The sequence below is a fragment of the Hyunsoonleella jejuensis genome (genome assembly GCF_900111025.1).
GTDB classification, from domain to species: Bacteria; Bacteroidota; Bacteroidia; order Flavobacteriales; family Flavobacteriaceae; genus Jejuia; species Jejuia jejuensis.
Map to the genome: position 1 here is coordinate 414,223 of NZ_FOFN01000001.1, position 23,442 is coordinate 437,664.

Annotated in this window: 26 protein-coding genes; 3 read left to right on the forward strand and 23 right to left on the reverse strand. The window is 34.8% G+C overall.

Annotated elements, in window-relative coordinates; genetic code table 11:
- Nucleotides 1-40 precede the first annotated feature (40 nt).
- The gene (locus BMY39_RS01765; protein ID WP_092574621.1) at nucleotides 41-976 is read left to right on the forward strand and encodes an HU domain-containing protein; all 936 of its coding nucleotides are present in this window, start codon (nucleotides 41-43) and stop codon (nucleotides 974-976) included.
- Between the two features lie 66 nt (nucleotides 977-1,042).
- Entirely contained in the window at nucleotides 1,043-1,552 is a 510-nt protein-coding gene (locus BMY39_RS01770) for an acyl-CoA thioesterase (RefSeq protein ID WP_092574623.1), read from the forward strand.
- Between the two features lie 2 nt (nucleotides 1,553-1,554).
- Here the strand turns inward: BMY39_RS01770 and BMY39_RS01775 are convergent, their stop codons facing one another.
- The 21 genes from BMY39_RS01775 to BMY39_RS01870 form a co-directional block, all read right to left on the reverse strand.
- Nucleotides 1,555-2,784 carry a murein hydrolase activator EnvC family protein gene (locus tag BMY39_RS01775; protein ID WP_092574625.1) on the reverse strand — a complete coding sequence of 410 codons (1,230 nt, stop codon included), beginning with the start codon at nucleotides 2,782-2,784 and terminating at the stop codon, nucleotides 1,555-1,557.
- Nucleotides 2,784-3,557 carry a lipoprotein insertase outer membrane protein LolB1 gene (locus BMY39_RS01780; RefSeq protein ID WP_245738130.1) on the reverse strand — a complete coding sequence of 258 codons (774 nt, stop codon included), beginning with the start codon at nucleotides 3,555-3,557 and terminating at the stop codon, nucleotides 2,784-2,786. The genes BMY39_RS01775 and BMY39_RS01780 overlap by 1 nt, the downstream gene beginning before the upstream one ends.
- A 27-nt stretch (nucleotides 3,558-3,584) precedes the next feature.
- Nucleotides 3,585-4,937, reverse strand: a complete 1,353-nt coding sequence (locus BMY39_RS01785; RefSeq protein ID WP_092574628.1) for a tetratricopeptide repeat protein — start codon at nucleotides 4,935-4,937, stop codon at nucleotides 3,585-3,587.
- A gap of 198 nt (nucleotides 4,938-5,135) precedes the next feature.
- Complete coding sequence (locus tag BMY39_RS01790; protein ID WP_092574630.1) at nucleotides 5,136-6,155, reverse strand: sugar phosphate nucleotidyltransferase; 1,020 nt, start codon at nucleotides 6,153-6,155, stop codon at nucleotides 5,136-5,138.
- A 106-nt stretch (nucleotides 6,156-6,261) separates the two neighbouring features.
- On the reverse strand, nucleotides 6,262-6,696 hold the full coding sequence (gene dut, locus BMY39_RS01795) for a dUTP diphosphatase (RefSeq protein ID WP_092574632.1): 435 nt from the start codon (nucleotides 6,694-6,696) through the stop codon (nucleotides 6,262-6,264).
- Between the two features lie 47 nt (nucleotides 6,697-6,743).
- A complete protein-coding gene (locus tag BMY39_RS01800) occupies nucleotides 6,744-8,198 on the reverse strand; it encodes an oligosaccharide flippase family protein (RefSeq protein WP_092574634.1) in 1,455 nt (484 codons plus the stop codon).
- 123 nt (nucleotides 8,199-8,321) lie between these two features.
- A complete protein-coding gene (gene atpG / locus BMY39_RS01805) occupies nucleotides 8,322-9,182 on the reverse strand; it encodes an ATP synthase F1 subunit gamma (protein ID WP_092574636.1) in 861 nt (286 codons plus the stop codon).
- A 92-nt stretch (nucleotides 9,183-9,274) separates the two neighbouring features.
- On the reverse strand, nucleotides 9,275-10,855 hold the full coding sequence (gene atpA, locus BMY39_RS01810; RefSeq protein WP_092574638.1) for a F0F1 ATP synthase subunit alpha: 1,581 nt from the start codon (nucleotides 10,853-10,855) through the stop codon (nucleotides 9,275-9,277).
- Nucleotides 10,856-10,862: 7 nt separating this feature from the next.
- On the reverse strand, nucleotides 10,863-11,399 hold the full coding sequence (gene atpH, locus BMY39_RS01815; protein ID WP_092574640.1) for an ATP synthase F1 subunit delta: 537 nt from the start codon (nucleotides 11,397-11,399) through the stop codon (nucleotides 10,863-10,865).
- A gap of 9 nt (nucleotides 11,400-11,408) precedes the next feature.
- On the reverse strand, nucleotides 11,409-11,909 hold the full coding sequence (locus tag BMY39_RS01820; RefSeq protein ID WP_092574642.1) for a F0F1 ATP synthase subunit B: 501 nt from the start codon (nucleotides 11,907-11,909) through the stop codon (nucleotides 11,409-11,411).
- Between the two features lie 91 nt (nucleotides 11,910-12,000).
- Nucleotides 12,001-12,192, reverse strand: a complete 192-nt coding sequence (gene atpE / locus BMY39_RS01825) for an ATP synthase F0 subunit C (RefSeq protein ID WP_092574644.1) — start codon at nucleotides 12,190-12,192, stop codon at nucleotides 12,001-12,003.
- A 39-nt stretch (nucleotides 12,193-12,231) separates the two neighbouring features.
- A complete protein-coding gene (atpB, locus tag BMY39_RS01830) occupies nucleotides 12,232-13,365 on the reverse strand; it encodes a F0F1 ATP synthase subunit A (RefSeq protein ID WP_092574649.1) in 1,134 nt (377 codons plus the stop codon).
- A gap of 194 nt (nucleotides 13,366-13,559) precedes the next feature.
- Nucleotides 13,560-13,958: a hypothetical protein gene (locus tag BMY39_RS01835; protein WP_092574655.1), complete on the reverse strand. Its 399-nt coding sequence runs from the start codon at nucleotides 13,956-13,958 to the stop codon at nucleotides 13,560-13,562.
- The gene (locus BMY39_RS01840) at nucleotides 13,958-14,191 is read right to left on the reverse strand and encodes an AtpZ/AtpI family protein (RefSeq protein WP_245738133.1); all 234 of its coding nucleotides are present in this window, start codon (nucleotides 14,189-14,191) and stop codon (nucleotides 13,958-13,960) included. The genes BMY39_RS01835 and BMY39_RS01840 overlap by 1 nt, the downstream gene beginning before the upstream one ends.
- Nucleotides 14,148-14,570, reverse strand: a complete 423-nt coding sequence (locus tag BMY39_RS01845) for a bactofilin family protein (RefSeq protein ID WP_092574662.1) — start codon at nucleotides 14,568-14,570, stop codon at nucleotides 14,148-14,150. Before BMY39_RS01845 ends, BMY39_RS01840 begins: the two co-directional genes overlap by 44 nt.
- A gap of 11 nt (nucleotides 14,571-14,581) precedes the next feature.
- The gene (porW, locus tag BMY39_RS01850; protein WP_092574664.1) at nucleotides 14,582-17,134 is read right to left on the reverse strand and encodes a type IX secretion system periplasmic lipoprotein PorW/SprE; all 2,553 of its coding nucleotides are present in this window, start codon (nucleotides 17,132-17,134) and stop codon (nucleotides 14,582-14,584) included.
- An 86-nt stretch (nucleotides 17,135-17,220) separates the two neighbouring features.
- Nucleotides 17,221-17,382, reverse strand: a complete 162-nt coding sequence (locus BMY39_RS15150) for a hypothetical protein (RefSeq protein WP_218140990.1) — start codon at nucleotides 17,380-17,382, stop codon at nucleotides 17,221-17,223.
- A 41-nt stretch (nucleotides 17,383-17,423) separates the two neighbouring features.
- Nucleotides 17,424-18,119 (reverse strand): ABC transporter ATP-binding protein, encoded by a 696-nt coding sequence (locus BMY39_RS01855; protein WP_092574666.1) that lies wholly within the window; start codon nucleotides 18,117-18,119, stop codon nucleotides 17,424-17,426.
- Nucleotides 18,120-18,128: 9 nt separating this feature from the next.
- Entirely contained in the window at nucleotides 18,129-19,607 is a 1,479-nt protein-coding gene (locus BMY39_RS01860; protein ID WP_092574668.1) for a DUF5687 family protein, read from the reverse strand.
- Nucleotides 19,608-19,621: 14 nt separating this feature from the next.
- A complete protein-coding gene (locus BMY39_RS01865; protein WP_177176524.1) occupies nucleotides 19,622-20,023 on the reverse strand; it encodes a DUF2059 domain-containing protein in 402 nt (133 codons plus the stop codon).
- Nucleotides 20,024-20,193: 170 nt separating this feature from the next.
- Entirely contained in the window at nucleotides 20,194-20,529 is a 336-nt protein-coding gene (locus BMY39_RS01870; RefSeq protein ID WP_092574672.1) for a PadR family transcriptional regulator, read from the reverse strand.
- Nucleotides 20,530-20,642: 113 nt separating this feature from the next.
- Here BMY39_RS01870 and BMY39_RS01875 point away from each other — a divergent pair, with 113 nt between their 5' ends.
- Nucleotides 20,643-21,707, forward strand: a complete 1,065-nt coding sequence (locus BMY39_RS01875; RefSeq protein WP_092574674.1) for a ferredoxin--NADP reductase — start codon at nucleotides 20,643-20,645, stop codon at nucleotides 21,705-21,707.
- Between the two features lie 19 nt (nucleotides 21,708-21,726).
- On the opposite strand, the gene BMY39_RS01880 is transcribed toward BMY39_RS01875, so the two are convergent.
- Together BMY39_RS01880 and BMY39_RS01885 are read right to left on the reverse strand one after the other, a co-directional pair.
- Nucleotides 21,727-22,704, reverse strand: a complete 978-nt coding sequence (locus BMY39_RS01880) for a glycosyltransferase family 9 protein (protein ID WP_092574675.1) — start codon at nucleotides 22,702-22,704, stop codon at nucleotides 21,727-21,729.
- A 128-nt stretch (nucleotides 22,705-22,832) separates the two neighbouring features.
- Nucleotides 22,833-23,438 carry a DUF4254 domain-containing protein gene (locus tag BMY39_RS01885; protein ID WP_092574678.1) on the reverse strand — a complete coding sequence of 202 codons (606 nt, stop codon included), beginning with the start codon at nucleotides 23,436-23,438 and terminating at the stop codon, nucleotides 22,833-22,835.
- Nucleotides 23,439-23,442: the final 4 nt, after the last annotated feature.

Genomic DNA, 23,442 nt, shown 5'->3' on the forward strand with positions numbered 1-23,442 from the left:
CAAAAATTTAATAGAAACCATATTTTTTTAAATTTGCCTTATGCAACTGGAAACCTTCATTAGCGATTTATTATACCGATACGAATGTGTGATTGTACCTGACTTTGGTGCGTTTTTAACTGAGCGTCAATCAGCTACCGTAAATGAAACTACTAATTCGTTCTATCCACCAAGAAAAGTCATTGCTTTTAACGAGCAAATCCAAAATAATGATGGTTTGTTAGCACGTTATATTGCTGATGTAGAAAAAATTCCTTTTGAAGTTGCAGTAAAAAAAATAAAAAAACGTGTAAAAATCTTAAAGTCATATTTGACCCAAGGAGAAACCATCACGTTTAATAATATAGGTGAAATTATTTTTAACTCTGAAGGAAAAATAGTTTTTGAACCTTCGTATAACCTCAATTATCTTACTGACGCTTTTGGTTTATCTCAATTTGAATCGGAAGTTGTTACGCGAGAGGTTTACAAAGAAACCGTTGAAGCTATTGAGGAAACTGCACCTATTACAATCACTCCTGAAAAGCGTAAAAATAGAGGGTATTTAAAATATGCCGCTGTTGCATTGATTGCATTAACATTAGGTGGTGTAATGGCATCAAAATATTACGTTGGTCAAATTGAAGCCCATAATATGTTGGCTCAAGAAGAAGCAAAACAGCAATTAGATACTAAAATTCAAGAGGCTACTTTTAGTTTGAATCCCCTTCCAGCGATTACTTTGAATGTTACCAAACAAACGGGCAATTATCATATTGTCGCTGGTGCTTTTAGAATTGAAGATAACTGCGATAAAAAAGTAGCACAATTAAAATCTGAAGGCTTTAGTGCAAGAAAAATTGGTGCAAATCGCTATGGTTTACATCAAGTAGCTTATGCGAGCTACGAAGGCAGGCTTGATGCGCTTAAAGCATTGAGAACTATCAAAAAAACGCATAATAAAGATGCGTGGTTACTGGTACAGAAGCTGGACTAGTTTAACAAAAGATTACTGTTTACTTTATTGCTTTAATACGTAACTTTGCAGCATCAAAATTTAGAGATGCAAGCAAAGACTCCGGAACAATCGAAAACTACAATGACCGATATGGTCTTACCTAGTGAAACCAACCCTTTAAACAACTTATTTGGTGGTGAACTTTTAGCACGTATGGATCGTGCAGCTAGTATCGCTGCAAGACGCCATAGTAGACGTATTGTGGTAACAGCTTCTGTAAATCATGTAGCGTTTAATCGCGCGGTGCCTTTGGGGAGTGTGGTTACTGTTGAAGCTAAAGTTTCTCGAGCGTTTAATACGTCTATGGAGATTTATATTGATGTGTGGATGGAAGATAGAGAATCTGGCGCTAGAACAAAGGCTAATGAAGCTATTTACACATTTGTAGCTGTTGATGAAACAGGACGTCCTGTAAAAGTACCTGAAGTTACTCCTGAAACCAAACTAGAAAAAGAGCGTTTTGATGCAGCATTGCGACGTAAACAATTAAGTTTATTGCTAGCTGGAAAAATTAAGCCCGATGATGCTACGGAATTAAAAGCACTTTTTTATTAAAATCACATCTTGTAAATCCAACTTGCAGGATTTTGTGTTGTGGCATCCTTAAATATAGAAAAACTGAGGATGGTGTCTACTTCTACATTTGTAGAAACCTCACCAATAACGTCTTTTGTTTTAAGCGTATCTCCCTCTTTTACATAAACTTTAGAGAGGTTTTTATACACCGTAATGTAATTACCGTGCCTTATCATTACCATAGGGTTGGAGTTTCTAATGGCGGTAACTTTAATTACAGTACCATTAAAGATAACCCTAGCTTTCGCTTGTTTTTCTGTGGTAATTAAAACGCCATTACGTTGAACGGTTAAAGATTTATCAATCAACGAAGGTTGTTTCCCATAACGTGCTTTTACAAAACCCTTTTCCACAGGCCAAGGTAGTTTTCCTTTATTGGCTATAAAATTACTAGCCAACACCTTTTCTTCCGCCGTGAGCGCAAAATTGGAACTTCTAGATGTTGATGTGCTCGAGGCCTTATTAGATTTTGCAATGGCTGCTTTAATAATGCGCTCTATTTCTCTATCTATTCTAGCGGCTTCCCGCTGTTTTGATTTTATTTGAGCCGTGTATTTCTTCAAGTCTTTTTGAATGGACGCCATGATAGAACTATGTTGCGCACGCTCCTCTTCTAACGTTTTCTGTGTTTTTTTGTTTTCGGCAATCAGCTTTTGTTTGTCTTCCTTTTGAACGAGCAAATCTTTATTTATTTGCTGTAATTTGGCCGTTTTAGCCTTTATAGTTTCACCTTGTTCCTTTTGATGGCTTGTGTACTGCTTCATGTACTGCAAGCGCTTATAAGCTTGCTTGAAATCGTTGGAAGATAATAAAAACATAATGCGACTTTGCTGATTTTTGCTTTTATATGATTTTACAATCATAGCAGCATAGTCATCTTTTAAGAGTTTTAACTCATCACGAAGGTTGTCTATTTGTTTTTGGTTATTATTGATTTCTCGCGTTAATAAATTTGCTTGTTGATTTGTAACTTTAATTAAGTTATTAAGCACACTTATTTTATAGTTGAAGTCTTCTATAAGTGATAGTTGCGATTTCTCCTTAGACTTATTTTCAGCACGTAAAGCGTTGATTTTTTGAATTTCCCTACGTAGTTCTTGGCGACGTGTTTCCAATTGTTTTTGGGTATTGCTCTGGGCAAAAACCACGGTGCTCCCCATAAAAATAAAGAGTACAAAAACACCTCGAATTATGTGAGTTTTGGAACGCATTATAACTCTATTTTCTTAAATCCTGATGGAATTTTAAATGGAAATCGTAAATCTTCATTAAGCGACACCGATTTAAATTCTAATTCTGCTATAAGCTCTTTAGTACCTTCAACAGCGATTACTTTTACATGTTCTGGCAACACCTGTTTATCTACTTCTTGATGCGCTAAATAGTCTATCTGTAAATGCCGTTGTTCCGACATTTGCGATAATTGTTGCGATGTCACCTTGAAAAGTGACGGATTTACCAAAAAGAAAATTTCAAATAATTCCCGCTGATTTTTAGGTTGCAGTACATATTTGCCTTCATAAACCGAAACGTTATAAGTCTCATCCTTTAAATTGAACAAGGCTTCACCTAAAATAATATTCTGTACTTTTTCAAAATCTAATGCTGTGCCCAGCAGTTTACTAAAATATTTAAAATCACCTTCAAAATACGTGTTGTCTAACTTATTATAAAATGCTACACTTTGTGGGGTGATTTTTGCTCTAATAATCCCAAATGTAGCGCTCATCCACAACACTTTGTCTTTCTCCATACGATAACTAACCGTATGCGATTGGGTTTTATCACCTTCAGAATAGGTGATTTTTAATTTTGATTGCAGCGTTTTAAACTCTGGAGCCTGTTTTTGGTTCTCTTTAATCAATTGCTTCGCAGAAAGCTTTAAGTTACTATCTCCTGCTGTTACAGTTTTTGTCGATTTACATCCTGTAAACCCAAAAAACAATAGGAACAGACATAAAGATAAAATGTGGGGTTTTTTCAAAATTTGAGGTCTCATTAAATTATCTTATTACGATTTAAGCGCATTCGCCTTATCCCTAAACGTTTTTGCCTTGTTGGTATTGTTAAGCAATTCGTACGCACGGGCCAGTTGGTTATAAAAATCGGCTTCCATCTTCGTGTCATCCACAATCCAATCTAACCCAGATTCCAAAACATCAATAGCGTCTTTCGCATGTTGCAACTCAATTAAGGCTATACCATTTATCAGGTAACATAAAGGTTGCGCTGGATAGGTTTGCATGGCATTTTCACTTTTAGCTTTTGCCAGTTCAAACTGATGTAAATCTATATGCAATAGCATTACGTTTTTTAAAATACCGAAATTATTGCTATCTAACTTCAAAGCTTCCTGAAAGTGTTCTAGGGCCTTTTGCTTATCTTCTTTTTGTAGATAATATTGCCCTAAATCTGTCAGGGACTTTGCATTGGCTGTACCCTCAAGAAGCGATGTAGCTTCAACGAGCTCCTTTTCGTATTCTGGATGTAGCTTTACAAAATTTACAAAATCAGACAGTACTTTTAATTTAGCGTCTGGCTTAATGGCATTGCTTTGCACTACAATTTTCATAGATTTTATAGCTTCCTCTGTTTCATTTCTGTCCAAATAAAACTTATAAAGTGCCAAGTGTACCACTTGGGAATTTGGTTTAATTTTAAGTAATTCCTGCGCTGTTTCGAATGCTTTTTCCGTGTCTCCTTGTTCGCTATAGCGATAAATCAAGGCCAAATAATTGGTTTCATTATTAGGATTCTTATCAACTCTAGATTCTAAATTCTCTATTTGCTCTTTTGCACGTCCTGTGGCCTTGTATATTCTATTACGCAAGACATCACGTGCTGCGGAAATACCAAAGGAAGCATCCAATTCATCTAAAATCTCAAGTGCATCATCATACTTTTCCATCTTAACGTATAGCGTTGCCAAATCCTCTTTATAATCGGGATGATACTGCACCAGTTGCTTTACGGTTTTAAGCGCATTTTTTAAGTCATTTTGCGATGCATAATAGCCATAAAGTTCATCCAAATACCATTCGTTATCAGGAGCTTTATCAACAGCTTTTTTTAATGCCTCTTCAGCTGCACCAAAATTCTTTAATTTCATGTAGTTTTTACCCAACTCAAAATATAAAACTGCCGGTTCTTTATCTATATCGATGCATTTTATAAGTGCTTCTACCGCTCTATCGTAGTTTTCAATACCTTTTTGTTTCAAGGCTTCAAAAAACAGTTCTTGAAATTGGTCTTCAACAATACCTAAATCATCATCTGGAGTTTTATTAAAATCCACTTGGGTATAGCTAAAGCTAGGAATAACTAATATTCCGAAAAAACAAAATATGTAAAATAATCGTTTCATTACATATATTTTAGGGCGTTACCCCGCTCGATCGCTTAGGCTCTCGAAGCGCGGTCGGGCTATCCGTTACTAGTCCTCGCACCTCCTGCGTCGGGCTGTGGGCTATCCACTTCTATCCCTAACGCACTTATCCGCCATCATTTAGCATGCACTAAGCTTACACTTGTCTACAAATAGATTCCTTTTTTCAAAGGAATTTTATTCCAAAACCGAATAATCACCAATACTAATACTAGTAAATTCGCCATTATAGGTCACATTGTTTCCAATCATGGCATTCTTCAATTTAGCATTTCTAATTTCTGTGTTGGTTTGAATTAAGCTATTCTCAATAGTTGAGTTTTCAATAACCGTACCATTTCCAATAGACACAAACGGCCCAATGGTTGTATTTTTCAATACCACATTTGCTCCAATAAAACAAGGCTCAATAATATTTGCGTTCTCTAACTTCGCTGAACTTGCCACCAATTGTTCCTCGCCATCCGCCTTTAAAAAGCCCAGCATCCGTTGATTAGTTTCTATGGTAATGGCTTTATTACCACAATCCATCCATTCATCAACAGTTCCTGTTTTAAATATTTTTCCATCGGCCATCATACGCTTTATACCATCATTAATTTGGTATTCACCACCGTTCACAACGTTCTCATCCAAAATTTCTTGCAGTTTTTCTTTTAAAACAGCAACATCTTTAAAATAATAAATGCCAATTACGGCTTGGTCGCTCACAAAAGTCTCTGGTTTTTCAACTAACTCTACTATTTCATCATTTTTATTCAGCTTTACCACACCGTAAGCTTCTGGATTATCTACTTGTTTTGTCCAAATAACACTATCTGCTTCAGGATCTAAATCAAATTCTGCCCTAATCAATGTATCTGCATATGCAATGACTGCTGGTCCAGAAAGCGAAGGTTTCGCGCACATAATGGCATGCCCTGTTCCTAAAGGTTTATCCTGTCGGTAAATTGAGGCTTTTGCTCCTAGGCTTTTGGCTAAATCTTTTAAACTAGATACCACATCGTCTCCAAACCATGCAGGGTCTCCTAAAACAAACGCTATTTCATCAACAGGCTGCTTTAATACTTTTGCTATATCCTTAACAAGTCTGTGCACTATAGGTTGACCCGCAACCGGAATTAACGGTTTTGGTACTGTTAAACTATGTGGGCGTAATCGAGAGCCTCGACCTGCCATGGGGACTATTATTTTCATTTTTTAAGGTTGATTCGTTTATGTGTTTAATTGTTTATTCGTTGTGTTGAGTTCACTAATTTTGTTATAATTCTGCTATCAAAAATCGTCAATCGTAATTCATTAATTACTTAGTTCCAGTACTTCCAAATCCTCCTTCACCTCTATCAGTTTCAGAAAGCGTCTCTACCTCAGCCCATTCCGCACGCTCATGTTTCGCAATCACTAATTGTGCAATACGCTCACCGTTTTGGATGGTAAAGTCTTCATTAGATAAGTTAACCAAAATTACGCCTATTTCACCTCTGTAATCGGCATCAATAGTTCCAGGAGCATTAAGTACTGTAATGCCTTTTTTTGCCGCTAAACCACTTCTTGGGCGTACCTGGGCTTCAATACCTACTGGAAGCTCTATAAAGAGTCCTGTACCGACAATACTGCGCTCTAATGGCTTTAAAACTCTTGATTCGGATATGTTGGCTCGTAAATCCATACCAGCCGAAGCAATGGTTTCGTAATGTGGCAACTCATGGCTGGATTTGTTTATGATTTTAATTTTCATGAATTTAATATTAAAGATGCTTAGACCGCGCTCAGCACGACATTAATTTATTTTCTTAATAATTGTTTTAGTTCATCTTTCTCTGAAAAATAAACGATTCCCAAAAATACAACTAACATAGAAATTCCGACAATATAATTAGTCCTAAATTGATAAAAGTATACTACTGAAAACAGTATGGAAACCGTTAAATATATTCCTATCTTCTTCAAATTATAAGCTATTGGATAATATTTTCTACCGAAGTAATACGATAATAACACCATAGTACCGTAAGCTACCAAAGTTGCAATGGCAGATCCTTTATAGCTCATAATAGGAATTAACCAAATATTTAATACTAAAGTAATTATAGCTCCAACTACAGAAATATAAGCTCCGAATTTGGTGCGATCGGTGATTTTATACCATACAGAAAGGTTATGATATATCCCTAAACATAAACTGGCAATTAAAATGATAGGAACAATCCACATGGCTTCCCAGAAGTCTTCATCTCGAATAATGATAACTTTTAAAACATCTGAAAACACAACAACCATCAATAAAATCACAGAGCCAAATACCACAAAATATTCTAAAATTCTGGCATAGTTTTTCTGTGGGTTTTTACTATTTGAATGACTAAAAAAGTAGGGTTCTATACCTAAACGAAAGGCTGTGGCAAACAACGTCATAAACAATGCTAGCTTATAACAAGCCGAAAACATCCCAACTTCACGCTCAGGATGTTCGGCAGTGGACAAACTACTATCCAATAAAATACGGTTAAAGGTTTCTATAGTGGTGTAGGCTAACCCTGCTATAAGTACTGGGAATGCGTAGCGCAACATGTGCTGCCATAATTTAGTATCGAATACATATTTGATCTTGCTATAAAAAGACAGCATTAACAAAAGCGTAATAGCGCTTGCAACCACATTGGCAATAAGTACATAATTTATTTCAAAATCAGGTTTATATGCGGTTTCAAAAAAACCTCCGTTTTTTGCTAACCCACTTAACAACAAAAAGAAAAACAAGTTAAGACCAATGTTGATAGCTACATTTGCGATTTTAATTATAGCATATTTTACAGGTTTTGCCTTAGCTCTTAACCAAGCAAATGGAATGATTACTAAAGCATCTAGAAGTAAAATCCATACCACAAAACTAATATGTTCGGGCTGTATATCAGTGATTTCAGCTATTTCATTTTTAAACATAAAGGCTAAAACAAATATTGCGAACGATGTAAAAATAACGGATAATGCAGCTGTTCCAACCACTTTATCTTTGTCTTCCTCTTTATTGAAAAAACGAAAAAACGCTGTTTCCATCCCATAGGCTAAAATCACATTAAAAATAGCAAACCATGAAAATATAATAGAAACCTTCCCATAAACACCTACAGCCATCACTTCTGTGTAAAGTGGCGTCAACAAGAAGGTAAGCATTCTTGGTAACACAGTTGCTAAACCGTAGATAAATGTTTGTTTAAAAAGTGATTTAATGCCGCTCAAGAACAGGTATTTTGTTATGCTAAAAATAGGGTTTTTAAAACAAAAAAACCTAACTCAAAAAAGTTAGGCTTTTGTTAATTACGATGAGATGCTGAACAAGTTCAGCATGACAATATTAAATCATTAATTGTTTAAAGCTTCAGCTCCACCAACAATCTCAAGGATTTCGTTAGTAATTGCAGCTTGACGTGCTTTATTGTATGTTAATTTCAACTGATCTCTTAATTCAGTTGCGTTATCAGTTGCCTTATGCATTGCAGTCATACGCGCACCATGTTCAGAAGCAAAAGAATCTCTAATACCTTTGTACAATTGTGTCTTTAAAGACTTAGGAATCAATTGCTCTACAATTTGAGCTTTCCCTGGTTCAAAAATATAATCTGCATTATTTACAACTGCACCTTCAACAGGTACAATTGGCAAAAATTGCTCGGTCATTACAATCTGTGTTGCAGCATTTTTGAATTTGTTATAAACAATTTCAATTTTATCAAATTCGCCAGCAACAAATCTATCCATTAAATCTTGAGCAATGGTTGCTACATTATCAAAGGTTAAATCATCAAAAACCCCACTATGGTTTGCAATAACCTTATTGGTCTTTTTAAATGCATCGTTAGCCTTCTTACCTATTGCAATGTATGATACCTCTTGATTTGCATAATTTTCTGTAGCTAGTCTACTCACTTCTTTAATGATGTTTGAGTTGAAAGCACCTGCCAAACCTCTGTTAGAAGTTATTGCAACAATAAGTACTTTTTTAACATCGCGTTGCGTAGAAAATTTACTCCCAGAATCGGCATCTAAAGTTGCACTCAAACTCTGTAAAAGTTCAGTTAACTTATCAGCATAAGGACGCATTGCGGTAATAGCATCCTGTGCCTTCTTTAACTTTGCAGCCGATACCATTTTCATGGCACTAGTAATCTGCATCGTTGAAGATACCGATGATATTCTGTTACGTATTTCTTTTAGATTCGCCATAATCTCTATTTGTCATTCTGAATTTATTTCAGAATCTATTTTCAACTAAATTATGAGATCCTGAAACAAGTTCAGGATGACATCAACATGTCTTAAGCTCTATATTTACCTGATAAATCCTTAGCTACAGCAGTTAATGTATCTGTAACCTCATCAGTTAATTTTCCAGATTTTAAAGTATCTAAAACATCTCTATGCTTAGCGTTTAAAAACTCTAAATAATCTCTTTCAAATTCTTTTACTTTATCAACAGGAACATCTCTCAATAAGTTTTTAGAACCTGCATAAATAATTGCAATTTGATTTTCAACAGTAAACGGATCGTTTTGTGCTTGTTTTAAAATCTCAACATTTCGCTTACCTTTTTCAATTACATTTAAAGTAACCGCATCTAAATCTGAACCAAACTTAGCAAACGCTTCTAATTCACGGAATTGTGCTTGGTCTAATTTTAATGTACCAGATACTTTCTTCATAGATTTAATCTGAGCGTTACCACCAACACGAGATACTGAGATACCTACGTTAATAGCTGGACGAACACCAGAGTTAAATAAATCACCATCTAAGAATATCTGACCGTCTGTAATCGAAATTACGTTTGTTGGGATATATGCCGATACGTCACCTGCTTGTGTTTCAATAATCGGTAAAGCTGTTAAAGAACCGCCACCTTTTACCATTGGCTTTAAAGCATCTGGCAAGTCGTTCATGTCTTTAGCAATAGAATCATCGTTAATTACTTTTGCTGAACGCTCTAATAAACGCGAATGCAAGTAGAAAACGTCACCTGGGTACGCTTCACGTCCCGGTGGTCTTCTTAATAATAAAGACACCTCACGATACGCTACCGCTTGCTTAGATAAATCATCATAAATGATTAAGGCTGGACGACCAGTATCTCTAAAGTACTCACCAATTGCAGCACCTGCCATAGGCGCATATACTTGCATTGGCGCAGGATCTGATGCGTTTGCGGCTACAATAGTAGTGTAAGCTAAAGCACCTCTATCTTCTAATGTTTTCGCAATGTTCGCTACAGTAGATGCTTTTTGACCTACAGCGACATATATACAATATACAGGCTCGCCTGCATCATAAAATTCTTTTTGATTTAAGATGGTATCAATACAAACTGTTGTTTTACCAGTCTGACGGTCACCAATAACCAACTCACGTTGTCCACGACCTACAGGAATCATGGCATCGATAGACTTAATACCAGTTTGTAATGGCTCAGTTACAGGCTCACGGAAAATTACCCCTGGCGCTTTGCGCTCTAAAGGCATTTCGTAAGTATCTCCAGGAATTGGTCCCTTACCATCAATAGGGTTTCCTAAAGTATCTACTACACGTCCAACAATACCTTCTCCAACATTAATAGAAGCAATACGTCCTGTACGTTTTACTGTAGAGCCTTCTCTAACCCCTATTGAAGCACCTAATAATACAATACCAACATTATCCTCTTCAAGATTAAGTACAATACCTTCTAGTCCGCCATCGAATTCAACTAACTCACCATATTGTGCATTAGATAATCCGTAAGCACGTACAATACCATCACCCACAGTAAGTACCGTTCCTACTTCATTTAACGAAGCTGAGGCTTCAAAACCTTCAAGTTGTTTTTTTAAGATTGCTGATACTTCAGCTGGTTTTACTTCTGCCATCTTATTTTTAATTTAATATAAATTCTCTTTTTAACTTGTTTAATTTGTTAGAGATACTTGCATCAAATTGCTTATCTCCAACTCTTAAAATGAAACCACCAATAATGCTTTCATCTATTATACTTTCCAACTCTACTTTTTTACTAGTAAGCTCTTTAACTTTAGCTAAAACTTTTTGCTCTAAGTCTTTTGTTAAAGGAACGGCAGTAGTTACCTGTGCGGTTTCTTTACCATTATGTTCGTCGAATAACACACTATATTTCTCAGCAATATGCAGCAAAATATCAATTCTCTTATTTGAAATCAAAAGATCAAAAAGACCTTGAGTCATCTTGTTAAGTTTAGGAAATATTGCTAATAGCGCCGATTTTTTAGTGTCTGTTTTAACAACAGGATTGCTTAGCATATTGCTTAACTCTTCGTTTTCTGCAATAGTACTAGCAATAAGCTTCATATCATCATCAACCTTATCTGCTTTATTTTCAGAAATGGCTAAACTTAATAATGCTTTTGCGTATCGTATAGCTGCTCTTGTTCCTGCCATAATACTTTATTAATTTAAAGTTGCGTCTCCTAACAAAGACTCTACCAACTTTTCTTGCTTTCCTTTATTTGATAATTCATCCTGAACTACTTTTTCAGCAATACTTATAGATAAATTAGCAACTTGAGATTTTAAATCAGCAATCGCTGCTTTCTTTTCACTTTGAATACTTGCCTGTGCTTGAGCAATTAACTTAGATGCTTCTGCTTGAGCCTCACCTTTAGCGTCTTCAATCATTTTATTTTTGATATCTCTCGCTTCTTTCAACATTACTTCACGCTCTGCTCTTGCTTCTTTTAATAATTTCTCATTATCAGCTTGAAGGTTTTGCATTTCTAATTTTGCCTGTTCAGCAGAATCTAAGGCATTTTTAATACCCTCTTCTCTTTCATTAACCGCATTTAAAATAGGTTTCCAAGCAAATTTTCTTAATAAAAAGAATAAAGCTAAAAACAATACTGTTTGCCAAAAAAACAACCCAATTGAAAATTCTTCTAATAACTTTTCCATAATGTATATACTAGTATTATGTGTGTCTTTTAATTTTTAAATGAAGCAACCTTGCAACCAACCGTTACAAGGTTACTTTTTTTGGTTTTGATTACACTGCAAATAACGCAGCGAATCCAATACCTTCAATTAACGCAGCTGCAATAAGCATAGCAGTTTGAATTTTACCGTATGATTCTGGTTGACGAGCGATTGCTTCCATAGCTGAACCACCAATTTTACCAATACCAATACCAACTCCAATTACCACTAAACCGGCACCTACCATTACTGGGATATCCATAATAAATATATTTAAAAATTAATATTCAAATTTAATTTTTTACAAGTGTTGTACTTCCCCTTCGTGTTCCTCTGCATGATCATGAGTTTCTGAAGCGAAACCAAAATAAAGGGCAGACAACATTGTAAAAATATATGCTTGTAGCAGTGCCACAAGTAATTCTATTAAAGAAATGGCGAAAGCTAATCCAAATGATAATGGACTTCCTAACCAGCTCTTAAATAAAAACATTAAACCAATTAAGCTCATTAAAACAATATGTCCTGCTTTAATGTTTGCATACAAACGTATTAATAATGAAAACGGTTTAATGAAAATTCCTAATACCTCAATTGGTATTAGTATAATGTATAATGGAATTTTAGCTATCCAAGGCATAGAATCGCCTAATGGGTCGAAAATATGCTTCCAATAATCTTTTGTTCCTGTAAAGTTTGTGAGTATAAAGGTGATTAATGCTAATGCAACCGTAACTGATATACTATTTGTTACATTTACCCCTAGTGGCGTTAACCCTAATATATTAATAAACCATATAAAGAAAAATACAGTTAATAAATACGGCATGTATTTTTTGTACTTCTTTTCACCAATATTCGGAATTGCAATATCATCTCTAATATATAGCACAATTGGCTCAAAAAACCTTCCAGCACCTTTAGCAATATTACCATTTCTAGCGTATGATTTTGCCAACCCTCTAAATAAGAAAAACATTAAAACACCAACTAAAAAAATAACAACTACATTTTTTGTAATTGAAAAGTCCAGTGGTTTTGCATTGGTTGCATGTCCGTCTTCATCTTCTATTATCTTTCCATTTGGACCATCAACCTTGTATAATTTTGAATGATGTTGTTTGTAAAAATTACCATCAACTTCAGCTACGTCTTCACCATGATGTAACTTTGAAGATGAAAACACTTTTAAACCATTGTCCCAAAGTATTACCGGTAAAGGAAATCCAACATAAACGTGTTCACCATTTTCTTTGGTGTAAGATGTTAGACTAAAATCGTAGGAATCTTGTAAGTGATGTTGAATATATTCCTTAATCTCAGTCTTTTTGTCTTTCTTAGTTTCTCCATGCTGGTTAGTATCTTTTGCATATGACAAGAAGGTCATTAAAAAAAGCACTAATGTAATTGGCTTAAAAGCTATTTTTCTTCGCATATCACTTTAAATAATAGTGGCTTAAAAATCGGTGCAAAGGTATGTTTTTATCTCAAAAACAAAAACTATTTTGCTTTTTATTTCATCTATACGTTTTTATCGCTTTTTAAGAGCGCGATAAGGCAAATAAATAATAAATGTTAAGGCGTGATAATTTTTTAAACAGCGTAATTAAAATACGCGTTGTAGACTGGTTAAGAGGGCGTTTCATCCATACTGTTAAGCCATTTACCAAGACTGGTAGTTTCTAGTATTAAACCCACTAAATACGGCACAAAAAACGCCGCAAACTCAAGCTTTGAAATAACACCATCATCTTTATAAAAAGGGTAGAAAAGTGCAAAAAACACAGCAAATTTTATCGCACTCCCGAACAAAAATAAAAACCCTAATTGCGTTTTATATTTTTTCTTAAGAAGATAGAGTGCACCAAAAATGCCTATTACTAATATCAAATTCACAAAGTAACTTAGCACAATACGATTGTTAAAAAGAGGTAGATTTAGTTGCTGAAGAATAAGAAGGTGTATTCCGAAAACAACTGCAAGTAGTATTATGGCTTTTAATGAAAAGCTTAAAAAAGGATTCGTCATTAATATTTAATTCGGTTGAGTTGTTTTACAACAGTGTAAAGCGATAGTGCGACTCCCAAAAGTGTCATCACTATAATAAACCCCTTATCACCGTCATTATATTTACCATCAAGCCATTTTCCTAGCAGTACAAACAGGTATATAATTACGCCCATTTGTATGCCAATACCTGAAAGTACAGCAATATGTTTAAGCTGTTTTCTCGGTTTCTTGTTTTTTTCTTGCTGGCTCACCGTTTGTCATTGGTTTTACAGTGCCTTTCATGGCACATGTTACATTAAATGTGGCTCCTGGCTCTACAGCCAACTTACCCACTATAACTTCGCCTTCTATAAATGCAGAAGATTTTAGGGTTAACGTACCCGATAAGGATAATTTTCCTGAAAATTTACCTTCAAAGTAAGCGTCTGTACCTTGTATGGTACCTTTTATATAACCGTCTTTACCAACTACAATTTTTCCTGAAGTTTTAATATTGCCCTCAATGGCCCCGTCTATTCTAAAATCACCTTCACTATTAAAGTCACCAACAATTTTAGTGCCTTGGGCTATGATATTTTGGCTTGATTGATTTTCCATTAGTTGTTTATCTTTTTTATTTTCTGAAAACATAACATCTTGGTTTATTGGTTATTCAAGTTTAAGTAGGTCTCTAAATTTTTATGAATTTGGAGTATTTGATAATTGGCAGACGACACTGCAAAGTAGGGTTCTTTTATTTTTTTTGCGTCTTTATCTAATAATATTTGGTTAAACGTTTTTGCCACTTGCGCGTTTCCTAAACCATGCACTACTACAAAGGTAGTATTTGTATCGTAAACATCAACGGAACTCTTTAATTTATAATACCTTACGTTTTTTAAAACCTCATCTAAAGTTGTTTTAAACGTGTCTATTTTATCTGTTTTACTACGATCAAATTGAAAAATTACTTTAAAATGGTCTGAAATACTATCATTAACAAACGCTGCACTTTCAAGCTTTGGAAGCATTTCATTTGCAGTTTTTTGTGCTTGTTGCCCTTCTGGGGTATTCGCATAAGTAACGGCTATATAATTTATACCTTTTTTGTAAGCTTCGAAACCATATAAACGTCCTGATGCTGTGGTTTTCAACAATTCAAATTTGGGCACAATAGGTTCGCCATCAAAGGTTTTGATGTATTGCTCACTTTTTTCGATAACGGTTTCATAATCTTGTGCGACGTGAACTTCGTACAAGTTTTCATAAAGTGTTATCGGACTATTTTCATCTTTCGCGTTAACAGAATCAGGATTGGTTAAAATTGCCGTATATCTGCTTTCTGGATAGTTTGAAATAATATCGTTTTTGGCAATTGTGGCCTCGTCATTTTCACCTAATAATTCATAAATCTTATAGAGATTATATTTTGAAGGTAGAATTAAACGCTCTTCAGGATTGCTTTGCAGCAGCTCTTGAAATTTGTCCTTTGATAAATTATACTCCTTGAACTTCTCTTTATAAATTAATCCTAGCTGATAATATGCATAATTCCGCTCTTTTGAGATACTATCAATTATTTTTTCATCCGTAGGTATCTTGGATATGTAAAACTGAGGATCAAATCGCTCATCCTCTGAGGCACTTGCCACAATATCAGCAGTAGCACCAACATTTCCTGAAGAAGATAATGTTTTGCTAGACCATCGCCAGTTATCCTCTAAAGGCCTATCGCCCCATACCTTTATAAATTCATTTTTTCCAAATGCTACCGTTGTAGGATTATAAAAATAAAACCCTGCCGCCTGTCCAGGAACTCCAGTATTCGTATTTCTGTTACCTATTTGATTGTTTACTGTAGCTAAGCCTGTATTGCGCTGTAACGCTTCTTGCTTTTTTTCTTCTTCCTCAGCTTTCTCTTTTAAATCTGTTGTGAATTTTTCAAAATACACCAGCTTTTCAGCATCAGACAGGTTTGCTAAATTTAAAATGCTATCATCCACCTTGGCTACGGCTTCATAATAAATTACGTCTTCTAGATTATCGCGCTTACGCTTAATGGTACGGTAAGGTTTAGAATTTAGCTTAAGATTCGCCAAAGTGCTGTCATAATACGCTCCTGCATCGGCATATAAACGTTTATCAAATGTTATATCTCCTAAAATCTCATAATTTCTGGCTTTCAGCTTTTGATCTCTGGTGTTGGTACGTAACGATTTATTAAAATACCGTGATGCCAATTCTACCGAACCATTTTTTAAATGATGTGTACCAATCACGTGGTAAATCTTATCCAAAAACGGACGGTTTTCGCGGTTAGTTTCAAGTTCTTCTAGTAATTCTGCCAATAGCAATTTATCACCATTCTCGTAATCGAAGTTTTTAATTTTTTCAAGATGCGCAGAAATCATGTAAATGCGTGGGGTTTTTCTGTTCAAATCAATCACCTCATCAAAAACCATATTAGCACTATCCTTATAGCCTAAAGTATTGTAAAGTTGTCCTTGAATAAAACGATAACGCCCCCGTTCGTCATTACTTTTTGTAGCTTCTGCAGCAATATTAAGTTGTGTTACAGCACTGTCTATGGATTTAGTATTAATGTATGCCTGTGCCAACATAGATGTTGCATCAGCCAAATCCTGACCCTCTAAATCTTCTTGTCTCAACAGACGTTTTAAGTTCTTAATGGCCAATTCATCATTTTCTAAACGAATATTGGTTTTCTCTCGCCATACCTTGGCCTGATTTATCTTATCGCTCGCAGGGTATTTGTATAAAATGTAGTTAAAAGCTTCTAGCGCAGGCACAAAACGCTGATCGAAATAGCGCGCTTTCCCTAAAAGCAAATACGCTTCATCCATTTGCGGATTATACTCCTTGCTTTCAATATTTATACTGTGCTTTTGTATGGCCTTTACGGCTTTTTCCTCAGCTCTCGTAAAATTGTCGTTCTTAGATTGTCCAGGTAGTATCACATCCTCATCAATCTGCATACGCTCAATGGGTAACACTTCCCAATAGTCGTCTTCATAACCTTCATTAAGCGATGTTTTTCCTTGCTCCAACGCATTGTAACCATTGTACAACGCATTATACTCCGCTGTAACAGCATGAATATTTCTGCTTAAAAAGGTGTTTTTTTTGCGCGAACAACCTGTTATAGTTAATGCGCTTATAAGAACTAATAATAAAGGTTTAAAAAGTGCTTTCAATACCTCTTGGTTTGGTGTTATAAATAACTACAAAGTAGTACATATAGTATGTAAGTGGGTAAAAATAAGCATCTTTTTCGATTAAGCTATAAAATCACCGTAATTTTGGAGGTTGCTATGAACGCTTCACAAGGGTCTGACTTTTCATTAAAAGTCTGTTTTCTCTGTAGCGTAACAAAAAGCAACCACCACAATCTAAAGCAAAAATCCTTCGGAAACACGATAAAACCCCAAACAATGAATTGCATAGTTTGGGGTTTGCTTAAATTTACTAATAATAGTAGGCGCTTTAATTCGCAAAATGAGCCTCCAACTCCTTCAAAGTAGCCTCATTAGTTACTAAATCTTTTACAACTTCACCTTTTTCAAGTACTACGATACGCTCGCACACATCAGTAACGTGCATTAAATCATGGCTCGAAATTAAAACAGTAACACCTCTAGTTTCGGCTAAATCTTTTACGATACCTTTTAGGCGAATTTGTGTTGTAGGGTCTAAATTTGCAAAAGGTTCATCTAAAATCACTACTTCTGGGTTTCCAATAAGTGCGGCTACAATACCTGCTTTTTTCTGGTTTCCTTTGCTTAAATCGCGCAAATACTTCTTTTTTCCTAAAATTTCACCATGGAAAAAATCTTCAAACTGGCCCACAAAAGCATCAACAGTAGCTTTATTTTGTCCGCGTAATTCGCCAACAAAATAAAAATATTCCTCAGGTGTTAAATACCCAATTAAAAAACTTTCATCTATAAAAGCCGACGTAAATGGTTTCCAATCTTCGCTTTTATTCACTTGAATATCATTAGAAATAATATGCCCCGTTGTTGGTTGAATTAAATCTAACAATAAACTAAAGTATGTGGTTTTTCCAGCACCGTTATTGCCTACTAAACCAAAACTTTGTCCTTTGGGAATCTCTAAGTTTTCAATATGTAAAACCTGATTTCCACTATATTTTTTTGATAAATTTGATGTTGTTATCATAGCTGTATTTTAATTATCTTGATCGAAAGCATCAATCATTTTGTATTTTGATTCTAAATATTTTCCTGTTATAAATCGCATTAGTTTTTCGTGAAATACAATACCTAAAACACCCATAGCAATAAGCACAATACATGCGATTTCAAAACTTAACAACCAATTTAAAAGTGCAAAAATTAGCATTGGTAAAACAAGAAGTGGAATACCTATTAACCATTGTACTGCACCGGTACCTTGATAGTTAAATGCTGCTTTTTGACTTAAATCGATCTTTTTTCTGTTAAAAGAGCCTCCCCACAAAATAACATGCGTATTAATACCAATGTTGTAAATGGCAGCTGCAAAATGCGCAAACAAAATTTTCCAACCGAAATACACATAAGGTATTCCCAAAACAAATAGCACAACTACACTTAAGGCCATCAATGTAAATTTAGATTTTAAATATTGCTCGTACTTAATATTTTGGCTCATCAATAATTTATAATAACCACTATCCCAAGCGGGTACAAACTGACCAAAGTTGATTAAAAATATTCCAGTTGAAAAAATACCAATAAATATGAAGAAAAACGGCATGTTATTATAGGTTGGATTTGGATAGAAAAACAGCCCATAAAGTAACCCAATAGCCAACATCCACACAGACGATTTTGTGCGTTTATTGCGCCAAATTAATCGTAAATCCAACTGCATAAAAGGCGCAATGTCTCCAAAGTTCTTCGTCCAATCTAGGTTTGATGCATTTACCTCTTTCACCTCTGTTTTCAAGCCACTATCTAGAAATAGCTTTTTGTGTAAGAGCTTAAAATTAAAAATATAAGTTATGGCTAATATTAGGAGAAGCACTAATATCAATAATGGCGATTCGTAAATAGCAATAAACGCATTACCAATTAAATCTTTAAATGAAATAATTTCATAATAATTTAGAGCAAATAAACCTCCTGTTAACAAAATAACAGGCAAAAACGATAATTCCGTTTCAGCTGAAAAGCTTTCAATTATAAAATTTAGGAAGTTAATGATAAGTGTCGTTACAAAAAGCGCTAATAGCAATATCAATACTGAACCCGTTGGATAATCTTTAAACAATAACTTTATACCAAAAGGTATAATAGCAAAAAGCGGTAAAAAGTTAAAGAATGATAAGGCTGATTTTCCCAATACATAATGTACTATTTTATTTCTACTGACTGGGAGTGTTAATAATGGTTTCACACTCATAACTGGAAGTTTTTGAAAGAAAAACCGAAAAATTAAATCGCCTAAAATCCAGAAGAACAATAAACCGCAAAATGCTGTAATTAAATCTAATTTTGGGAAGACCTTTTCGAGGATTTTATCCATAAAAAACCCACCAATTAAAAAGAAAGTCATAAAATAAAGCGCCATAAAGCCCATAAAAATCTTTATGCCTAGACTTTTTCCAAAACTGGCTGACCTAAAAAATGCTTTCCATTCTAGTTTTAAGAAATGCTTCATCATAGCTAATACGTTTATTAGTTATATTTCTGAGCAATCCCTTGTACTTTCATACCCCATGACTGTCCCATCATCATACCTTTTTGGGTTAATGAAAGTTGCTTTTCTGCAAGTTTCTTACCAATATCAGAATTATAAAACTTCAAAAGTTCCTGAATTTCGGCTCTTGTGAATTCACTCATATACAATTCCGCCATTTCTTCATAAAGTGCGTCCAAAGTTCCCTCAGCTTCCTTTTTGTAGGCTGCTTTATTTTCTTGAGACACCATACTCCCTAGTTGTTCAATAGCGCTATCAAACGCTTTGGTGGCACCGGTAAGTTTAATAAACTCAATGGTTTCTTCTTTAAAACTTTCATCTTCTTGTGCATTCATTGAAATGGTGAATACTAAAAGAAATAACAATAGCAATCTTTTCATTTTTGACATGTTTTGGTTAATGTGAATTTTAGATATAGGTATAAAAATAGATAGAAATGTTACAATTTCCTTCCGTTTCGCATAATTATATAAATAAAAACTCTAAAGAAATTGGTTTTCTTGGTAATTTATGAGAACGAAGACTTAATAAAATTTCATACTCCCTGATGTTACTGCCTAAACTTCGGGTTTACTAACGCCCGCATGGTCCTTATATAATCTTCCAGTTCTGCTAATTTATAAACGGTTTCTTGCGTACCTAATTCAGTAAGTTTATAATATTTTCTAGTTCTATTGTTCACTTTTACAAATTCAACATCCAATAAACCTTCGGCTTCTAATTTATGTAATGATGGGTAGAGCGCACCTTCAGTAATAATAAGCTCACCATTGGTGATTTCCTTTACTTTTTGTGTAATTTCATAGCCATACATTTTATCATTCTCGTTTAAGAGCTTTAAAATGATGGTTGTTAAACTCCCTTTGTATAAATTAGTGCTTTTCATTACTTTCAAATATACATAATTTATCTATGCATAAAATTATTATGTATTATTTTTTCGACTAATAATACCGATAAAACGTTACTGCTTCATTATTTTTGATAAAAATTTATTTCATGTCTGAATTTCATAAACTTTCTGTCAAAAACATCAATAGAGAAACCGATAAATCGGTAAGCATAACCTTTAATGTTACTGATAATTTAAAACCTGTTTTTTCATTTAAAGCAGGGCAATACATTACATTAAAAACCGACATTAACGGGAACGAGGTTAGGCGCGATTATTCACTTTGCGCCTCTCCAAAAAGCGGTGAATTAAAAGTAGCAGTAAAAGAAGTGAAAGACGGCACGTTTTCAGCTTTTGCTAACAACAACCTAAAAGTTGGTGATGTTCTAAATGTTGCACCTCCCAGAGGTCGTTTTGTTTTTGAACCAAACGATAAAAAAACCAAAAATATCGCACTATTTGCTGCTGGTAGTGGTATTACACCCATTTTAAGTATCATAAAATGTGCTTTAGAAGAAGAAGTACATAGTAAAGTTATTTTGGTTTACGGGAATAAATCCACTAAAGATACCATGTTCCTTAATGAACTTTTAGAGCTACAACACCAATATAGTGAGCGTTTTTCAATTCAATTTGTATTTAGTCAAACCGATGAAGACGATGCTATTTTTGGACGTATTGAAAAAAGTACTGTAAACTACGTGATGAAAAACAAGCACAAGCACATAGATGTAGATGCGTTTTATTTATGTGGTCCGGAAGGCATGATCAACACCGTAAAAGGGGTATTAACCGAACATGGTATAAACGAAGACCGCATACATTTTGAACTGTTTAAAGCCGGTAAAACTTCAGAAAGTATAAAAGAGACAATTAGTGCAATACCTGTTGGACGTACAAAAATAACTGTTGTTGTAGATGATGAGGAATCTACCTTTGAAATGTCTTCTAAACAAACCATTCTTGAAGCTGCGCTCGACGAAGATCTTGATGCGCCCTATTCCTGCCAAGGTGGTATTTGCAGTAGTTGCTTAGGGAGAATTAAAGAAGGTGCCGCCACTATGGTACAAAACAATATTTTAACTGAAAGTGAAGTCGCTGAGGGATTGATTTTAACGTGTCAGGCGCATCCAACAACGTCTACTATCATTGTTGATTACGATGATGTTTAAAGCCGAACCCTAAATCTCTTTAAACAACAGCGTTTATTTTATCTACAATCGTTTTTGGTGAGATTGATGCACTGGCCCTTTTATAACCTTCAGGACATTTATTACCATAAACCGAGGTTGGTATTAAAGGAAATTGTTCCCTATCAGAAAGTAAAGCATAATATTCTGGTTGATTAAATGGCGCAAAACCGGTAAAGGGATGCGTTACACCCCAAATGGTGACCACTTTAATACCCAACATTGCTGCCACGTGCGCATTTCCAGAGTCCATAGAAAGCATTACATCGAGGTTTGAAATAATATCTAACTCTGCATCTAATGACACCTTTCCAGCTACATTAACTGTATTGTCGTTAAATTTTTCCCAACGGTTTAAAATGGCTTCCTCATTTTTTCCACCACCAAAGAGCAACACTTTGAAATTTTCTGAAAGTGTTTTTACCACCTCCTCCATTAAATTTAAAGGATACATTTTACCGTCGTGCGCTGCAAAAGGTGCAATGCCTATAAGCGCTTCCTTTCTGTCGCCTAAAAGGCCTTTTAGTGTTTTATCTAGATCTACTTTCTCTGGAAAAGAGGGCCTTGACAGATCAACTGGATAACCCAAAGCGCCGAATACATCAGCATAGCGTTGAGGTGTTGTTTTTAATTGCTTGAATAACTTACCCGAAGTCAATTGCCGTTTTTCAGTGCGCCCTTTATCAATTGTAACAAACCTTCTACATTTAATAAACTGTTTTAACACCTTGCTTCTCAAAACATTATGTAAATCGGCAATGGCATAAAATTTATAGTGCTTATTGATATGTCTGGCCAATTTGTAAAGGCCAAATGTGCCTTTGTGTTGCCCTTTTACATCAACTGTAATTACCTCAATATCTTTTAAATCCCTAAAAAACGGTTTAAAAAAAGGTTTGGTTAATACTGTGATTTTTAACTCAGGATGTTGTGCGATAGCTGCCCTTAACACAGGTACTGTCATAGCAACGTCTCCCATCGCTGAGAGACGTATAACCAATATATGTTTTTTAGGTTGGGACATAAATTACATCTCTATGTCACGTTGAGCGCAGTCGAAACGTCCTTAAAAATGAGATTCTTCACTTCGTTCAGAATGACAATACTCTACTTCTGAGAACGCAACACTGGGTTTAGTTCGTCATCATTGTACATCTTCATTTGCTTGTACACTTTCATATATTTATCGCCATTTTCTATATCCTTTAAAAGCGTATCAATTGCAGTAGATAAATCTACACGTTGTTCTAATAAAACATCTAACTTTGCTTTACAGGCAGCTCTGTGTGCATCAGAAGCATCGGTTCTTGTTGCTTCTTCGTTCATATGATATACTTTTAGTGCCAAAATGGATAACCTATCAATACCCCAAGCTGGACTTTCAGTATTAATGGTGCCATCGTCTTTCACTGTGACATCTTTATATTTTTCAAGAAAATAACTATCTATATACTCTACCATATCGGTTCGGTCTTGATTGGATGCATCAATTTGACGTTTTAATGTTAATGCAGCTACCGGATCTATTTGAGGATCGCGAATAATATCTTCATAATGCCATTGTACGGTATCTATCCAGCACTTTCTGTACAATAAATGTTCTATTAAATCACTTTTTGGATATGGGTTTTCAAAAGGCTGATCTACTGTATTAATTACATGGTATTTTTCAATTACATCTTGAAATATCTTATTGGCTTTGTCGGTAAACATAGGT

Bases quoted from the DNA above. Each gene is read 5' to 3' on its own strand.
- BMY39_RS01835 (WP_092574655.1), bottom strand. From the start codon at position 13,958: ATGACGAATCCTTTTTTAAGCTTTTCATTAAAAGCCATAATACTACTT.
- BMY39_RS01790 (WP_092574630.1), bottom strand. From the start codon at position 6,155: ATGAAAATAATAGTCCCCATGGCAGGTCGAGGCTCTCGATTACGCCCA.
- BMY39_RS01775 (WP_092574625.1), bottom strand. From the start codon at position 2,784: ATGCGTTCCAAAACTCACATAATTCGAGGTGTTTTTGTACTCTTTATT.
- BMY39_RS01820 (WP_092574642.1), bottom strand. From the start codon at position 11,909: ATGGAAAAGTTATTAGAAGAATTTTCAATTGGGTTGTTTTTTTGGCAA.
- BMY39_RS01770 (WP_092574623.1), top strand. From the start codon at position 1,043: ATGCAAGCAAAGACTCCGGAACAATCGAAAACTACAATGACCGATATG.
- BMY39_RS15150 (WP_218140990.1), bottom strand. From the start codon at position 17,382: ATGCAATTCATTGTTTGGGGTTTTATCGTGTTTCCGAAGGATTTTTGC.
- atpH (WP_092574640.1), bottom strand. From the start codon at position 11,399: ATGGCAGGAACAAGAGCAGCTATACGATACGCAAAAGCATTATTAAGT.
- atpG (WP_092574636.1), bottom strand. From the start codon at position 9,182: ATGGCGAATCTAAAAGAAATACGTAACAGAATATCATCGGTATCTTCA.
- atpB (WP_092574649.1), bottom strand. From the start codon at position 13,365: ATGCGAAGAAAAATAGCTTTTAAGCCAATTACATTAGTGCTTTTTTTA.
- BMY39_RS01855 (WP_092574666.1), bottom strand. From the start codon at position 18,119: ATGATAACAACATCAAATTTATCAAAAAAATATAGTGGAAATCAGGTT.
- BMY39_RS01765 (WP_092574621.1), top strand. From the start codon at position 41: ATGCAACTGGAAACCTTCATTAGCGATTTATTATACCGATACGAATGT.
- BMY39_RS01845 (WP_092574662.1), bottom strand. From the start codon at position 14,570: ATGTTTTCAGAAAATAAAAAAGATAAACAACTAATGGAAAATCAATCA.
- dut (WP_092574632.1), bottom strand. From the start codon at position 6,696: ATGAAAATTAAAATCATAAACAAATCCAGCCATGAGTTGCCACATTAC.
- BMY39_RS01870 (WP_092574672.1), bottom strand. From the start codon at position 20,529: ATGAAAAGCACTAATTTATACAAAGGGAGTTTAACAACCATCATTTTA.
- BMY39_RS01880 (WP_092574675.1), bottom strand. From the start codon at position 22,704: ATGGGAGACGTTGCTATGACAGTACCTGTGTTAAGGGCAGCTATCGCA.
- BMY39_RS01860 (WP_092574668.1), bottom strand. From the start codon at position 19,607: ATGATGAAGCATTTCTTAAAACTAGAATGGAAAGCATTTTTTAGGTCA.
- atpE (WP_092574644.1), bottom strand. From the start codon at position 12,192: ATGGATATCCCAGTAATGGTAGGTGCCGGTTTAGTGGTAATTGGAGTT.
- BMY39_RS01885 (WP_092574678.1), bottom strand. From the start codon at position 23,438: ATGTTTACCGACAAAGCCAATAAGATATTTCAAGATGTAATTGAAAAA.
- BMY39_RS01865 (WP_177176524.1), bottom strand. From the start codon at position 20,023: ATGAAAAGATTGCTATTGTTATTTCTTTTAGTATTCACCATTTCAATG.
- BMY39_RS01785 (WP_092574628.1), bottom strand. From the start codon at position 4,937: ATGAAACGATTATTTTACATATTTTGTTTTTTCGGAATATTAGTTATT.
- atpA (WP_092574638.1), bottom strand. From the start codon at position 10,855: ATGGCAGAAGTAAAACCAGCTGAAGTATCAGCAATCTTAAAAAAACAA.
- BMY39_RS01875 (WP_092574674.1), top strand. From the start codon at position 20,643: ATGTCTGAATTTCATAAACTTTCTGTCAAAAACATCAATAGAGAAACC.